The organism is Denitromonas ohlonensis (assembly GCF_007625205.1).
GTDB classification, from domain to species: Bacteria; Pseudomonadota; Gammaproteobacteria; order Burkholderiales; family Rhodocyclaceae; genus Nitrogeniibacter; species Nitrogeniibacter ohlonensis.
In genome coordinates this window covers 25961-39426 of sequence record NZ_VMNI01000012.1, presented here as the reverse complement: position 1 = coordinate 39426, position 13466 = coordinate 25961, and the positions used below count along the sequence as shown (strand labels likewise).

Genomic DNA, 13466 nt, shown 5'->3' with positions numbered 1-13466 from the left:
GGGTAAGCACGTCAGCAAAAAAGGCCGCGATCGTCGCGGCCTTTTTTGTGGTTCGGGCGAGGTGTCAGTCGCCCTTGCGCGCCGCTTCGCGGGCGGCGAACTCGGTCGGACGCAGCTTGGCCGCGACCTTGTCCATCACGCCGTTCACAAAGCGGTGGCCGTCGGTGCCGCCGTAGGATTTGGCCAGCTCGATGGCCTCGTTGATGACGACCTTGTAGGGCACCTCGATGTGGCGCTCCAGCTCGTGCGTGGCCAGCAACAGCACGGCACGTTCGATGGGCGAGAGCTCGGTCACGGTGCGGCCAATGAAGGGCGCGAACTCGGCTTCCAGCGCCGCGGTGTCATTCAGCGTGCCGCGCAGCAAGGTCGTGAACAGCTCGCCATCGGCCTTGTCGAAACTGGGAGTGCTCCGCATCTGGTCTTCAATCATGGCCAGACTGTTGCCAGAGAGCAGGGCCTGATAGATGCCCTGCAGGGCAAACTCGCGGGCGCGGCGGCGGGCGGACTTGCTGCTCATGCCACCACCGCGCGCAGCAGATGCACCATCTCGACCGCCGTTTTGGCGCAGTCGCTGCCTTTCTCGTGCATGCGGGCGATGGCCTGGTCGTCGTCCTCGGTGGTGAGCACGCCGTTGGCGATGGGCATGCCGGTGTCGAGGCCGATGCGGTTGATGCCGGCGGCCATCTCGTTGGAGACGATCTCGAAGTGGTAGGTCTCGCCGCGAATCACCGCGCCAAGGGCGATCAGTGCGTCGAATTGCTCGGAGTCGGCCATGGTCTGCAGCACCAGCGGGATCTCCAGCGCGCCGGGCACGGTGGTGATCAGGATGTCTTCGTCGGACACGCCGAGGTTGAGCAGCTCATCGACGGCGGCGGAGAGCAGGCCCTCGCACACGTCCTGGTTGAAGCGGCTCATGACGATGCCGATGCTCAGGCCGCTGCCGTCGAGATTCGGGGTGATTTCGGTGATGTTGTCAAAACGGGGCATGGATCAGGCCTCTGAAGAATCGTTGGAGTCGGTGGCGTCGCAGCCCGGGTAGTAGCCAGTTACTTCCAGCCCGAAGCCGGCCATGCTGGGGATCTTGCGCGGGCTGGCGAGCAGGCGCATCTTGCCCACGCCCAAGTCGCGCAGGATCTGTGCGCCGACGCCGAACAGGCGCGGGTCCCACTTGACGGCGGCACGCGGCACGGCCGGGTCGTTGGTGAGCTGGGCGAGCAGGTCGCGGCCGGTTTGCGGGCGATACAGCATGATCAGCACGCCGCTGCCGGCCTCGGCGATGGTCTTGAGGGCCGAGTCGACCGGGAAGCTGTGGCGGTCGCTGCTGGTGTCGAGAAAGTCGATGACCGAGATCGGCTCGTGCACCCGTACCAAGGCTTCGGTGTCGGCGGTGATGGTGCCGCAGGCCATGGCCAGGTGGATGTCGCCGGAGGTCTTGTCTTCGAAGGCGCACAGGCGGAAGGGGCCGTGCGCGGTATCGACCGTTTTTTCGGACACGCGCTCGATCAGGTGTTCGGTGGCGGCGCGGTATTCGATCAGGTCGCGGATCGCGCCGATCTTGAGCCCGTGCTGCTTGGCGAAGGGGATCAGGTCGGGCAGGCGGGCCATCGAGCCGTCGTCGTTCATGATCTCGCAGATCACCGAGGCCGGCTCCAGCCCGGCGATGGCGCCCAGATCGCAACCCGCTTCGGTGTGGCCGGCGCGGATCAGCACGCCGCCGGGGCGCGCCATGATCGGGAAGATGTGGCCGGGCTGCACGATGTCGGCCGGCTTGGCGTTGCGGGCCACGGCGCGCTGCACGGTGAGTGCGCGGTCAGCGGCCGAGATGCCGGTGGTGACGCCTTCGGCCGCCTCGATCGACACCGTAAAGGCGGTGCCGTGCGAGCTCTTGTTGCTGCGCGCCATCTGGCCCAGGCCGAGCTGCGCGCAGCGCGCCTCGGTGAGCGTCAGGCAGATCAGGCCACGGCCGTACTTGGCCATGAAGTTGATCGCCTCGGGCGTGACATGCTCGGCCGCGATGACCAGGTCGCCCTCGTTTTCGCGGTCTTCTTCGTCCACCAGCACGACCATGCGGCCGGCGCGGATGTCCTCGATGATTTCGGTGATAGGCGCGAGTGCGCTCACGGTGTTCTCCTGTCGGGCCGGTGGCCGCGTTTCGGTGTTGTTTTTATTCGCCCTGACGCCAGGCGAGCATGCGCTCGACGTAGCGGGCAATGATGTCGATTTCGAGATTCACCCGCGCGCCCGGCGCCAGCGCCTTGAGCGTGGTGACCTCGACGGTGTGGGGAATCAGGTTGATCGAAAAATCGGTGCCGGTGACGGCATTGACGGTGAGGCTCACGCCATTGACCGTGATCGAGCCCTTGCGTGCGATGTAGCCGGCCAGATCGTGCGGCGCGCGGATCACCAACTCGTGGCTCTCGCCCACCGGTTCAAACTTGATGACCTTGCCGACGCCATCGACATGGCCGGTGACGATATGCCCGCCGAGGCGGTCGTCGGCGCGCAGCGCCTTCTCCAGATTCACTTCCTGACCGGCATTGTCGAGGCCAACCGTGCAGTTGAGCGTCTCGCGCGAGACGTCGAATTGCGCGCGGCTGCCCTCCATGCCGACCACGGTCAGGCACACGCCATTGTTGGCAATGCTGTCGCCGATGGCTACGTCGTCGAGACCGAGCGCGCCGGTATCGACGCTGAGGCGCACGCCGTCTTCGAGGAGGGTGATCGACTGGATTCGGCCGGTTGCGGCCACGATACCGGAGAACATGAGGTTTGCGCTGCGCTTAAAACGTTGCATTTTAAGCGATTTTGGCACCGCCGCGCCGGCGGCGTTGCCGGCGGTGCCAAACGGCTGCGCGTGTCAGTTGGGCGAATGCAGCCCAACCCGGTTGCCCTCGCTGTCGATAAACAGCGCCATGTAGCCGATCTCCGGGGTGATTGCCGTCTTGGGCAAGGCCACGCTGCCGCCAGCGGCGCCTACCCGGTCGAGAATGGCGCTCAGGTCGTCGCCGCCGTTCAGGTACACCACCGTGCCCTTCGGCGTCGGGGTCAGGTCGGTGTGCTTGAACAGGCTGCCGCCGACCGCGCCGTCGGCATACGGCAGCACGGCCACTTCACCGCCGCACATGGGCGAAGCGTTCAGGGGCGTGTTGAGGATGGCGCCGTAGAATTGGCAGGCGCGGGGCATGTCGGATACCGGGATTTCGAACCAGTTGATGGCGTTTTTCATGAGAATTCTCCGTGAGTTGATAGTGCCCGGCCAGTATCGCGAGTCTCTCCTGACAGCCTGGTGTCAGGAGCCCTCGGGCACGATGGGGTACCTCAAAGGAGAGTCTTGATGCGACGTGCTGACCGCCTGTTCCGGATCGTCACCCTGCTCGGCGGCGCGCGGGTGATGACTGCCCGCCAACTGGCCGAACTGCTCGAAGTGTCGGAGCGCACCATCTACCGCGATGTGGCCGACCTGATCGGCTCGGGCACGCCCATCGATGGCGAAGCCGGCGTCGGTTATCGCCTGCGGCGTGAATACCGCTTGCCGCCGTTGCATTTCTCGGAAGACGAACTGTCGGCGCTGGCGGTCGGCCTGCGCATGGTTGGCGGCTGGGCCGACCCGGCGCTCGGCCGGGCAGCGGAGCTGGCGCTGGCGCGCATCGATGCGGTCATGCCGGCGGCCCGGCGCAGCTTGCGCGATGCACCGGTGATTGTGCCTGGCTTTCATGTGTCGCCGGCCATGGTGGCGCCGCTGGCCAGCTTGCGTCAGGCGATGGCCGGCGCGCAGAAAGTGCGGGTCGCCTATGTGCGGGCCGACGGCGAAGCCTCGCAGCGCGTGCTGTGGCCGCTCGGGCTGATCTTCTGGGGCAGCAGCTGGACGCTGGGGGCGTGGTGTGAGCTGCGCGATGACTTTCGCAGTTTCCGGCTCGACCGCATTGGCGAGATCGCGATCCTGTCCGAGCGCTTCGATGCCTCGCGCGGGCGGCGCCTGCAAGACTATATTGACGCGGTCAGATGTGACTGAGGCATGCCGATGAGTCAAGAGAGTGGAGCCGCGCCGACGCCGGCGTGCGCCGGGCGCGTGGGCCTGGGCGGAACGCTGGAGTTGCGCGTGCGGCGCGAGCAGTACATTGCCGATGTGTCTTTCCCGGACCCGTGCGTGATCCTGGTGACCCGGGGTCACAAGACCTTGAGCGCAGGCGATCAACAGCTCGGTGCCGGCCCCGGCGAGTTGCTGTTCATCAACGCCGGGGTGACAGCCGCGATGCGCAACAGGCCCGACGCCGATGGCGTCTACGCGGCCACCTGTGTGGCCATGGCGCCGGATCTGGTGCGTGCGCATGCCGCTGCACGCAATGCTTTGCCCGGATCGCCGTGGCGAGCGCTGAGCCATGCGCCTGCCCAATCGACGCTGGCCGACGTGGTGCGCCACGCGGCGGCCGGCATGCTGGGTGGGCCGACGGTGTCCGACCGACTCATCCGCCACCGGCTCGAAGAGCTGTTGATTGCGCTCGATGACCTGGGGTGCTGGTGCCGGATCAGCACCGCGGCGACGGCGGCCGAGCGAGTGCGTGGCTTGCTTGCCGGCGAGCCGGCCGCCAACTGGACCGCCGCCGCGGTGGCGCAACGCCTGCACATGAGCGAGGCCAGCCTGCGACGGGCGCTGCGCGGCGAGGCCACCGGCTTCCGCGCCGTGCTCGACGATGTGCGCATGTCTACCGGACTGGCGCTGATCCAGGGCAGTGCGATGAGCCTGCAGCAGATCGCCGGCGAGTGCGGCTATGCCTCGCCGTCGCGCTTTGCCGCGCGTTTTCGACAGCGCTTCGGCGTGACCCCGTCGAGCCTGCGGCGCTGATCGGTTCTGCACAGTATCTGGCGGTTTGCGCGCAGCCGCGCGGTGGCGCATTGGCTAATATGCAAGTGTTCTTTAACGTATGGGAGTCGATGCATGTTCGCGAATACATGGAAAGCCGGAGTTCTCGGCGCCTGCGCGCTGGCTGCCAGCGCCACGGTATGGGCCGATGGATTCACCCTTGGCAGCCCGACGGTTGGCGACGGTCAGCGTATGGCCGAGCAGCAGGTGTTCAATGGCTTTGGCTGCGCGGGTGGCAATGTGTCGCCCGCGCTCGTCTGGCGCAATCCGCCCGAGGGCACGCAGAGCTATGCGCTTACGGTGTACGACCCCGACGCGCCAACCGGCAGCGGCTGGTGGCACTGGGTGGTGGTCAATCTCCCTGCGCAGACGACGGGCCTGGCCGCCGGTGCGGGCAACCCGCAAGGTGCTTTGCCGGCGGGTGCGCGACAGATTGGTACCGATTTTGGTGTGCCGGGCTACGGCGGACCGTGCCCGCCGCAGGGGCACGGCGTCCATCGCTACGTCTTTACGGTGCATGCCTTGAAAACCCCGCATCTGGATTTGCCGGCCAATGCCACGGCGGCGCTGGCGGGCTTCATGATGCGCGCCAACAGCCTGGGCTCGGCGAGCCTGACGGCGACGTATTCGCGGTAGGGACGCGCGACGTGGGGTAGGGCCGGTTTTAACCTAGAAACCGCAGTTGACCGCTTGTGCCCATGAGCAAGGTATTGAACATGCGAACCTCTTCGGCTTCGAGGCCGATCACCCGGTGGGTGGTCGCGCTACGCGCCCGATTGCGCGTCTGGCGGGCCGCCTTGCTGCGTTGCTCCTCCTTACAGCGTGCAGGCTGTGCGTCGTCGCGCCTTGCCAGCCAGCCCGCCAGACGCACACTCGGGCGCGTCCAACTACGGTTTCTAGGTTTAACCGGCCGCGGCGGGCTGAAGCCCGCCCTACCGCGTCAGCACGGCATCGAGCTGGCCGGTGAAATCGTCCGCCGGCATGAAGCCGACCACGCGCTGGCCGGCAATCTCGCTGCCGCCCGGCGTGAAGAAGATGATGCCCGGCGGGCCGAACAGGCCGAAGCGCTTGAGCAGGGCCTGGTCGTCGGCGGTGTTGGCGGTCACATCGGCCTTGAGCAGCAGCATCTGGCCCATGCGCGCCTGCACGGCCGGGTCGGAGAAGGTGAAGCGCTCCATCTCCTTGCATGAGACGCACCAGTCGGCATAGAAATCGAGCATCACCGGCCGTGTGCTGGCGGCGATGCGGGCGTCGAGTTCGGCCACCGTTTTGACTTTTTCGAACTGCGGCGCCGTCGTGGCAGCCACGGCCTGACCGCCGCGCAGCGCGGCCAGCGGCTGCAGCGGATCGCGCGAGCCGGCCAGGGCACCGATCAGCATGGCGGCGCCGGCGAGCAGGGCGATCACGCCCACGCCTTTCCAGAAGCGGCGCCAGCTGTGGGCGTTGGGCGGCAGCGGATCGAGCGCATGCAGGAAGATGCCGGAGAACACCAGCAGCGCGCCCCAGCCGAGCATCGGTACCACGGCCGGCACCACCGGCGAAATCATCCACACCGCCAGCGCCAGCAGCATCATGCCGAAGGCCTTCTTGACGCCTTCCATCCACGGGCCGGCCTTGGGCAGCACCGAGCGCGCGGCCACGCCGACTACGATCAGCGGGGCGCCCATGCCCAGCGCCATGACGAACAACGCCACGCCGCCGAGCACCGCGTCGCCGGTCTGTGCGATATACAGCAGCGCGCCGGCCAGCGGGGCGGCGACGCAGGGGCCGACGATCAGCGCCGAGAGCACGCCCATGATCACCACGCCACCGAGCGAGCCGCCTTTTTCGTGGCTGGCGGTGTCGGACAATCGGCTTTGCAGCGCGGTGGGCAGTTGCAGTTCGTAGAAACCGAACATCGACAGCGACAGCACCACGAAGAGCAGCGCGAAGCTGCCGAGCACCCAGGCGTTTTGCAGGGCGGCCGAGAGCAGCGTGCCCGAAATGCCCGCCGCCACGCCGGCCGCCGCATAGGTGACCGCCATGCCCAGCACATAGGCCAGCGAGAGCACCAGGGCGCGGGTCTTGGTGATCTTGTGGCCGTGGCCGACGATGATGCCCGAGAGGATGGGGATCATCGGGAAGGTGCAGGGCGTGAATGACAGCAGCAGGCCGAAGCCGAAGAAGGAGACGAGAATCAGCGGCACGCTGGCGCCGGTGAACAAGCGCGCGATGCGGCCGGATTCATCACCGCCGCCGGTCGGCGCCACGTTGGCGGCCGGGGCGGCTGCAGCGGGGGTGTCCATGGCCGGCGCGGGTGTCTTGCCGCCGATGCCCAGCTTCTGCAGCCAGCCGCCGCTGGCGGTGGGCGCGACGGTTTTGGTGAGGTCGACGGTCAGGTTCTGCGGGGTGGGCGGGTAGCACACGCCAATGTCGGCGCAGCCCTGGCTGATGACGGTGAGCTCGAACTGGCGCACATCGGCGGGCGCTTGCACCGGCAGGGTGAAGATCAGCTCGTCGCGATAGGTCTCGACCTCGCCAAAGAATTCGTCATTCTTTTTCTTGCCCGCCGGCAGCGCCGGCGTGCCGACCACCACGGATTCGGGCTCGGTGCGGAACTGGAACTTGTCCTTGTACAGGTAGTAGCCATCGACGATCTCGAAGCGCACTTCGAGCTGGTCGGGGGCGAGCGTGCTGACGCTGGCGCGATACGCCTGTTCGGGGGGGAGAAGTTCTTGCGCCTGTGCCGGGCCGAGCAGGCCGAGGAGTAGCAGGAGCGGGGCGAGGATGCGGATCATGTGGGGGTCAGGCGTCCGGGGTGGTTTCAGTGCGTACCCAGTCGAGGTAGCCGGGCAGGCCGTGCGTAACAGGGACTGCGACGATTTCAGGAAGTTCATACGGATGCTGCGCGCGGATCGCCGCCTCGAGCGCGTCATAGCGTCCGGCGGTGGTCTTGATCAGCAGCGGCACCTCGGTGGCGGTCTCGATGGCGCCGTCCCAGCGGTATACCGAGTTGGCCGGGGCGAGCACGTTCACGCAGGCGGCCAGACGCGTCTCGACCAGATGAGCAGCCAGCGCGTGGGCGCTGTCGGCGTCGGGCAGATTGGTGAGCACCAGCAATACGTGAGCGGTCATGGCAACCTCATTTGAGCAGGCGGCGGCGTGTGAGTGATACCGCCAGCCAGAAGCCGACGGCGGCGTAGGCGGCCATCACCGCCAGATGCGGCAGCACCGCCGTGGGCAGCTCGCCGAGCATCAGCGGCCGGGCGATGGCGATGGCGTGGGCCAATGGCAGCAGTTGCGCGCCGATCTGCAGCGCGGCGGGCAGCTGGTCGAGCGGAAAGAACACGCCCGAGAGCAGCGCCATCGGCGTGATGAACAGGGTGAAGTAGTACATGAAGAAGTCGTAGTTCGGCGCTAGCGCGGTGACCACCAGACCCATCGCGGCGAAGGTCAGGCCGATCAGGAAGATCAGCGGCACCACGCCGAGCGCCAACGGGCTGGCGGTGAAGCCGAACAGCGCCACCACCAGTAAAATGGCCGTGCCCGACAGCGCCGCCTTGCTCGCCGCCCACACCATCTCGGCCAGCACGATGTCGTCCAGCGCCAGCGGCGCGTTCATCAGCCCCTCCCAGGTGCGCTGCACATGCATGCGCGAAAAGGCGGAGTAGAGCGTTTCGAAGCTGGCGGTGTTCATGCACGAGAAGCACACCATGCCGGCGGCCAGAAAGTGCACATAGGGCACGCCATCGACCGTCTTGACCAGTGCGCCGAGGCCGTAGCCCAGGCCGAGCAGGTAGATCATCGGGTCGGCCAGATTGCCCAGCAGCGACGGCAATGCGAGCTTGCGCCACACGCGGAAATTGCGCGACCACACCGACGCAAAGCGCCAAGACAGGCAAGGCAATCGGAAGTGGGCGGCAGGGGCAGACATGATCCGGCGGTCGGCGGGAGACGGGCTGATTATAATCGCCCTGTGTTGATTGCCCTTGAGATGGCTCAGACCTTGATGACTGATACGCCCACCCCCCACGGCGCCGAAGCCTCCCCGCTCGGCCGCAGCACCGCCTACCGCAACACCTACGCACCGGAGCTGCTGTTTCCGGTTGATCGCGCGCCCAAGCGGGCCGAGATCGGCGTGGGCGAGACGCTGCCCTTTTATGGCGAGGATCTGTGGAACGCCTACGAACTGTCATGGCTGAATGCGCGCGGCAAGCCGGTGGTGGCGATGGGCGAGTTTCGGGTGCCGGCGGTGTCACCGCGCTTGATCGAATCCAAGTCGCTCAAGCTGTATCTGAATTCCTTCAATGCCAGCGCGTTCGACGACATGGCCGAGGTCGAGGCGGTGATCGCGCGCGACCTCTCCGCCGCGGCCGGCGCGCCGGTGAGCGTCCAATTGCAGTCGCTGCATGTGGCGGCGCGCCAGGTGAGCAGCCTGCCCGGCACGCTGATCGACGATCACGAGGTCGACATCACCGACTACCACCCGGCGCCGACTTTGCTGAGTGTTGAGGCAGGCGCCGCGCCGGTGTCCGAAACCCTGGTCTCGCATCTGCTCAAGTCGAACTGTCTGGTCACCGGCCAGCCCGACTGGGCGACGGTGTATGTGAATTACACCGGCGCGCCCATCGACCGCGCCGGCCTGCTGCGCTACATCGTGTCCTTCCGCGAGCACAACGAGTTTCACGAGCAATGTGTCGAGCGCATGTTCTGCGACCTGATGGCGCGCTGCGCGCCGAGCCGGCTGGAGGTGTGGGCGCGCTACACCCGCCGCGGCGGGCTGGACATCAACCCCTGGCGCAGCAGCGTGGCCGGCGCGCCGCCGCTCAATCAGGGCGACCCGCGGCAATAGACCGCCACCCGCCACTCGCCCGGGCAAGCCGCCACGCGCTCAAGACCGCCGGGGGTTTGCCGATGTTGATTGACGGGTGATGCATCGCGACTCGCCCGGATCTTGAGGCGACTGCATGCTCGCAACACTCGTTCTGTTCCTGCTGTTTCCGGCGCTCCTGTTGCTGGCGCTGCTGGGTGTCAGCGTGATTCGGCATCAGCGCCTGGCGCGTGAATCGCAGGCGCAGCACCGTGCGCTGTTTGCTGAGAACCCCGAAGTGATGCTGATCTACGATCCGGCAAGCTTGCGCATTCTCGATGTCAATCAATCCTTTGTCGATATCTACGGCTACACCCGTGCCGAGGCCTTGTCGCTTTCCCTCGAGGATCTGCGGCCGGCGGATGAACTGCCGCGTTTGAAGGCCCATATCGATCAGCTCGACACCGCTCGGCGCGACCGTCACGGCGCGCTTTGGCGTCACAAGACCAAGGCGGGCGAGGCGCGCACGGTCGAGGTCAGCGCCTGCGGGATCGACGTGGGTCAGAGGCCCGCGCGGCTGGTGGTGATCCGGGACATGACGGCGCTGCTGCGCAGCGAGCAGAGTTACCGGGCAATTTTCAATGCGGTCGCCGACACGGTGTTCCTGCACGACCTGGAGAGCGGTGTCGTGCTTGACGTCAATGCCCGGGTGGAAGCCTTGCTGGGCTACCGGCCGGACGAGATCATCGGAACCATGACTGTCGGCGACCTGAGCCTGGGGGAGGCGCCCTACGATGGCTCGACGGCTGAACGCTGGATTCGTCGTGCCGTGGATACGGGAGCGCAGTGTTTCGAGTGGCAATGCCGGCATCGTGACGGCAGCTCGCTGTGGGCCGAAGTGGTGCTCGAGGTGATTGATCTGGGCGGGCAGCAGCGTGTGATGGCTGCCGTGCGCGACATCTCGGCGCGCAAGCGTGCCGAGGCGGAGCGCGCGCGCTACGCCGAGCGTTTGCGGCGGCTGCGCGAGATTGATCTGGCGATTGCGACGTCGCACTCCGTGGATGAGGTGGCAAACACCGCCGTCAATGGCGTGCGTGAGCTGGTCGGCTGTGACCGCGTGGTGGTGACGCTGCTCGACCGTCCGCGACAGCAGATGGTGTTGTTCGCCGTCGCGCAGCAGCCGGGCGTGGCCACGCCTCGGCTGACCAGCAATGTGATTCCCATCGCTGATTTTGGCGAGATTGCGGCGTGCGAGGCCGGGCGCGTGGATCGGATTGACGACCTGACCCAGGTCGCGGATCTGGCCCCGGCCCGGCAGCGTTTGCGCGACGCCGGCCTGCGCTCGGTGGTGCTGCTGCCGCTGATGGTGGACGGTGAACTGGTGGGGACCTTGAACCTCGCCGACCGTCAGCCTGGCCGATTTTCGGAGCGCGACATCGAGATGACGCGCGGGGCGGTGGTGTCGCTGGGCATTTGTTTGCAGAGCGCGCGCCTGCGCGAGAGCGTGGCCTCCCAGGCCAGGCGGCTGGCGCAGTTCCGCAATATCGAGCACGCGGTGCTGTCAGCCCAGTCGCTCGACGAGGTCGCGCAGATCACGGTGGATCATATCCAGTCGTGGCTGGGGGTGCTGCGGGTCAGCTTTGCGCGCATTGATGTGCCGGCGCAGGAGCTTGAAATCCTGGCCCTGGCGGTGGCAGCCTCGACCGCCATGCCGGCGGGCCATCGCACGCCGCTGAGCGAATACGAGGTCCTCGGCTGCCTCAAGGAAGGGCGGGCGTATATCAATAATGATCTCGAGCACGCCGAGCGCACGGTGATGGAGGCGCGGCTGTATGCCGAGGGCGCGCGGGCGCTGGCGGTCTTCCCCTTGCGGCTCGATGCCGAACTCTACGGCGCCCTGAATCTGGCCTGCGCGACGCCCGGGCGGTTTGATGAAGCAGTGGTGTCGCAACTGGGTGACGCGGTCAGCGGGCTGACCATTGCCTTGCGGCATTCGGTGATGTCCGAACGGATCCAGCGTCACGCCGAGGAGCTGGAAGCGCGTGTCGATGTGCGCACGGCGGAGCTGTCGCAGGCGATGCGGCAACTCGTCCAGTCCGAGAAGCTGGCCTCGCTCGGCAGCCTGGTGGCCGGCGTTGCGCACGAGCTGAACACGCCGCTCGGCTCGGCGGTGACGGTCGCCTCCACGCTCAGTGAGTGGGTGGAGGCCATGGGCAAATCGTTTGAAACGGGCAGCATCACGCGCAGCGAGCTCGAGGCGTTTGTGGATGACGCCCGCAACGCGACGGCCCTGCTGAACCGAAGCCTGACGCGGGCGGGCAGCCTGGTGAGCAGCTTCAAGCAGGTGGCGGTCGACCAGGCCAGTTCGCGTCGACGGCACTTCGCGCTGCGCGCGGTGGTCGATGAAATCTGCGCGGCGCTCAAGCCCTTGCTGCGTGAGGGCGGCCATGAGATCACGGTGGACATGCCGCCGGACCTGGCCTTGGAAAGCTACCCCGGGCCGCTCGAGCAGGTGATCACCAATCTGGTCGGCAATTCGATCACCCACGGGTTTGCCGGCCGCACGCGGGGTCGGATCGTGGTGTCGGCCGAGGCGCTGAGCGATGCGTCTCTGTGCCTGAGCTACACCGATGATGGTCATGGGATTGCGCCCGCGCTACTCGATCGAGTGTTCGATCCGTTCTTCACTACCCGGATGGGCGAAGGCGGCAGCGGGCTGGGCCTGTACATTGTGTTCAATCTGGTGACCGGTGTGCTCGGCGGCACGGTCAGTATTCAGAGCGCGCCCGGCGACGGCGTGCGGGTCGAGATGCGGCTGCCCCGCGTGGCACCCGATCCGGTGGCGGGCGAGCCGTTGCCCCCCTCAGTCGCGTAAGTCGCGACCGGTCAGCTTGAGGAAAACGTCTTCGAGGTTGGCCGGGCGGTGCAGGTAGCGCAGCGTGTGTTGCTGCGCGAGCTGTTCGAGCAGCGGGCTGGCGTCATTCACATAACAGAATGCGGTGTCGCCGCTCAGCTCACAGCGCACCGACAGGCGCTCGCCATGCGCGCGCGCCCAGCCGGCCATCCCGTCGGCCCAGTCGCCATACACCTCCACCACATGCGGCTCGATATGCGCGGCAATGACCTCACGCGGGCTGCCCGTGGCCAGAATGCGGCCGTTGTCCATGATCGCCAGCCGGTCGGCGAGGCGTTCGGCCTCGTCCATGAAATGGGTGGTCAGCAGCACGCTGGTGCCCTCGGCCACCAGCTGTTTGAGCCGGCGCCAGATCAGGTGGCGCGCTTGCGGGTCCAGCCCGGTGCTGGGCTCGTCGAGCATCAGCAGTTCGGGATGATTGACCAGTGCGCGGGCGAGGGTGAGGCGGCGCTTCATGCCGCCGGACAGATCCTGGATGCGCGCGCCGGCCTTGTTCTGGAGCCCGGCAAAGGCGAGCAGGGCCGGGGTGCGCTCGCGCACGGTGGCGGCGTCGAGGCCGAAGTAGCGACCAAAGACGCTGAGGTTTTCGGCGCAGGTGAAGTCGGGGTCGAGGCTGTCGAACTGCGGCACCACGCCGACCCGCATGCGGGCTTCGCGGGCACGCTCGGGCACGGGTTCGCCGCACAGGGTGATCTGGCCGGCGTCGGGCAGGGTCAGCCCGAGTGCGCAGCGCAAGGTGGTGGTTTTGCCGGCGCCGTTGGGGCCGAGCAGGGCGAAGCACTCGCCCGGCGCGACGCTCAGCGACAGATCGTCGACCACCGTCTGCTCGCCATAGCGTTTGACCAGACGCGAAATCTGTAGCGGCGAGCTGGCGCCAGGGCGTGCTGCCGCCATGCTTGTGC

14 protein-coding genes are annotated in these 13466 nt (G+C 67.0%); 5 read left to right on the top strand and 9 right to left on the bottom strand.

From position 1 onward, the window contains the following. Positions 1-64: 64 nt before the first annotated feature. From nusB to FHP89_RS12715, 5 genes are all read right to left on the bottom strand, one after another. Positions 65-517, bottom strand: coding sequence for a transcription antitermination factor NusB (nusB, locus tag FHP89_RS12735; protein ID WP_144177358.1), 453 nt, complete (start codon positions 515-517; stop codon positions 65-67). Next, entirely contained in the window at positions 514-987 is a 474-nt protein-coding gene (ribH, locus tag FHP89_RS12730; RefSeq protein WP_144177356.1) for a 6,7-dimethyl-8-ribityllumazine synthase, read from the bottom strand. Before ribH ends, nusB begins: the two co-directional genes overlap by 4 nt. Before the next feature lie 3 nt (positions 988-990). After that, positions 991-2121, bottom strand: coding sequence for a bifunctional 3,4-dihydroxy-2-butanone-4-phosphate synthase/GTP cyclohydrolase II (gene ribBA, locus FHP89_RS12725; protein ID WP_144177355.1), 1131 nt, complete (start codon positions 2119-2121; stop codon positions 991-993). Positions 2122-2164: 43 nt separating this feature from the next. Further along, positions 2165-2764, bottom strand: a complete 600-nt coding sequence (locus tag FHP89_RS12720) for a riboflavin synthase (protein WP_144177353.1) — start codon at positions 2762-2764, stop codon at positions 2165-2167. A 93-nt stretch (positions 2765-2857) separates the two neighbouring features. Continuing rightward, entirely contained in the window at positions 2858-3226 is a 369-nt protein-coding gene (locus tag FHP89_RS12715; protein WP_144177351.1) for a VOC family protein, read from the bottom strand. Positions 3227-3334: 108 nt separating this feature from the next. Between FHP89_RS12715 and FHP89_RS12710 the strand changes: the two genes are divergently transcribed. The 3 genes from FHP89_RS12710 to FHP89_RS12700 all read left to right on the top strand — a co-directional run bounded on the left by FHP89_RS12710 (position 3335) and on the right by FHP89_RS12700 (position 5497). Continuing rightward, positions 3335-4012 carry a helix-turn-helix transcriptional regulator gene (locus tag FHP89_RS12710; protein WP_144177349.1) on the top strand — a complete coding sequence of 226 codons (678 nt, stop codon included), beginning with the start codon at positions 3335-3337 and terminating at the stop codon, positions 4010-4012. Positions 4013-4021: 9 nt separating this feature from the next. Beyond that, positions 4022-4843, top strand: coding sequence for an AraC family transcriptional regulator (locus FHP89_RS12705; RefSeq protein WP_186300288.1), 822 nt, complete (start codon positions 4022-4024; stop codon positions 4841-4843). Between the two features lie 93 nt (positions 4844-4936). Beyond that, positions 4937-5497: a YbhB/YbcL family Raf kinase inhibitor-like protein gene (locus FHP89_RS12700; RefSeq protein ID WP_144177345.1), complete on the top strand. Its 561-nt coding sequence runs from the start codon at positions 4937-4939 to the stop codon at positions 5495-5497. 296 nt (positions 5498-5793) lie between these two features. Here FHP89_RS12700 and dsbD read toward each other — a convergent pair whose 3' ends face one another. Genes dsbD through FHP89_RS12685 form a run of 3 tightly spaced genes read right to left on the bottom strand, consistent with a single transcriptional unit; the run spans position 5794 to position 8774 of the window. Beyond that, complete coding sequence (dsbD, locus tag FHP89_RS12695; protein WP_144177342.1) at positions 5794-7638, bottom strand: protein-disulfide reductase DsbD; 1845 nt, start codon at positions 7636-7638, stop codon at positions 5794-5796. A 7-nt stretch (positions 7639-7645) separates the two neighbouring features. Continuing rightward, on the bottom strand, positions 7646-7975 hold the full coding sequence (cutA, locus tag FHP89_RS12690) for a divalent-cation tolerance protein CutA (RefSeq protein ID WP_144177340.1): 330 nt from the start codon (positions 7973-7975) through the stop codon (positions 7646-7648). Positions 7976-7982: 7 nt separating this feature from the next. Further along, positions 7983-8774, bottom strand: a complete 792-nt coding sequence (locus tag FHP89_RS12685; protein ID WP_144177338.1) for an ABC transporter permease — start codon at positions 8772-8774, stop codon at positions 7983-7985. Between the two features lie 75 nt (positions 8775-8849). On the opposite strand from FHP89_RS12685, the gene queF reads away from it, so the two are divergent. Together queF and FHP89_RS12675 are read left to right on the top strand one after the other, a co-directional pair. Further along, positions 8850-9692, top strand: coding sequence for an NADPH-dependent 7-cyano-7-deazaguanine reductase QueF (queF, locus tag FHP89_RS12680; RefSeq protein WP_144177336.1), 843 nt, complete (start codon positions 8850-8852; stop codon positions 9690-9692). Between the two features lie 115 nt (positions 9693-9807). Further along, the gene (locus tag FHP89_RS12675) at positions 9808-12525 is read left to right on the top strand and encodes a PAS domain S-box protein (RefSeq protein WP_144177334.1); all 2718 of its coding nucleotides are present in this window, start codon (positions 9808-9810) and stop codon (positions 12523-12525) included. Here the strand turns inward: FHP89_RS12675 and FHP89_RS12670 are convergent. Beyond that, positions 12514-13458: an ATP-binding cassette domain-containing protein gene (locus FHP89_RS12670; RefSeq protein ID WP_144177332.1), complete on the bottom strand. Its 945-nt coding sequence runs from the start codon at positions 13456-13458 to the stop codon at positions 12514-12516. The genes FHP89_RS12675 and FHP89_RS12670 overlap by 12 nt on opposite strands. Positions 13459-13466 lie beyond the last annotated feature (8 nt).

Coding starts and splice junctions, on each gene's coding strand:
- nusB (WP_144177358.1), bottom strand. CDS start 517: ATGAGCAGCAAGTCCGCCCGCCGCCGCGCCCGCGAGTTTGCCCTGCAG.
- ribH (WP_144177356.1), bottom strand. CDS start 987: ATGCCCCGTTTTGACAACATCACCGAAATCACCCCGAATCTCGACGGC.
- FHP89_RS12720 (WP_144177353.1), bottom strand. CDS start 2,764: ATGTTCTCCGGTATCGTGGCCGCAACCGGCCGAATCCAGTCGATCACC.
- FHP89_RS12715 (WP_144177351.1), bottom strand. CDS start 3,226: ATGAAAAACGCCATCAACTGGTTCGAAATCCCGGTATCCGACATGCCC.
- FHP89_RS12710 (WP_144177349.1), top strand. CDS start 3,335: ATGCGACGTGCTGACCGCCTGTTCCGGATCGTCACCCTGCTCGGCGGC.
- FHP89_RS12705 (WP_186300288.1), top strand. CDS start 4,022: ATGAGTCAAGAGAGTGGAGCCGCGCCGACGCCGGCGTGCGCCGGGCGC.
- FHP89_RS12700 (WP_144177345.1), top strand. CDS start 4,937: ATGTTCGCGAATACATGGAAAGCCGGAGTTCTCGGCGCCTGCGCGCTG.
- dsbD (WP_144177342.1), bottom strand. CDS start 7,638: ATGATCCGCATCCTCGCCCCGCTCCTGCTACTCCTCGGCCTGCTCGGC.
- cutA (WP_144177340.1), bottom strand. CDS start 7,975: ATGACCGCTCACGTATTGCTGGTGCTCACCAATCTGCCCGACGCCGAC.
- FHP89_RS12685 (WP_144177338.1), bottom strand. CDS start 8,774: ATGTCTGCCCCTGCCGCCCACTTCCGATTGCCTTGCCTGTCTTGGCGC.
- queF (WP_144177336.1), top strand. CDS start 8,850: ATGACTGATACGCCCACCCCCCACGGCGCCGAAGCCTCCCCGCTCGGC.
- FHP89_RS12675 (WP_144177334.1), top strand. CDS start 9,808: ATGCTCGCAACACTCGTTCTGTTCCTGCTGTTTCCGGCGCTCCTGTTG.
- FHP89_RS12670 (WP_144177332.1), bottom strand. CDS start 13,458: ATGGCGGCAGCACGCCCTGGCGCCAGCTCGCCGCTACAGATTTCGCGT.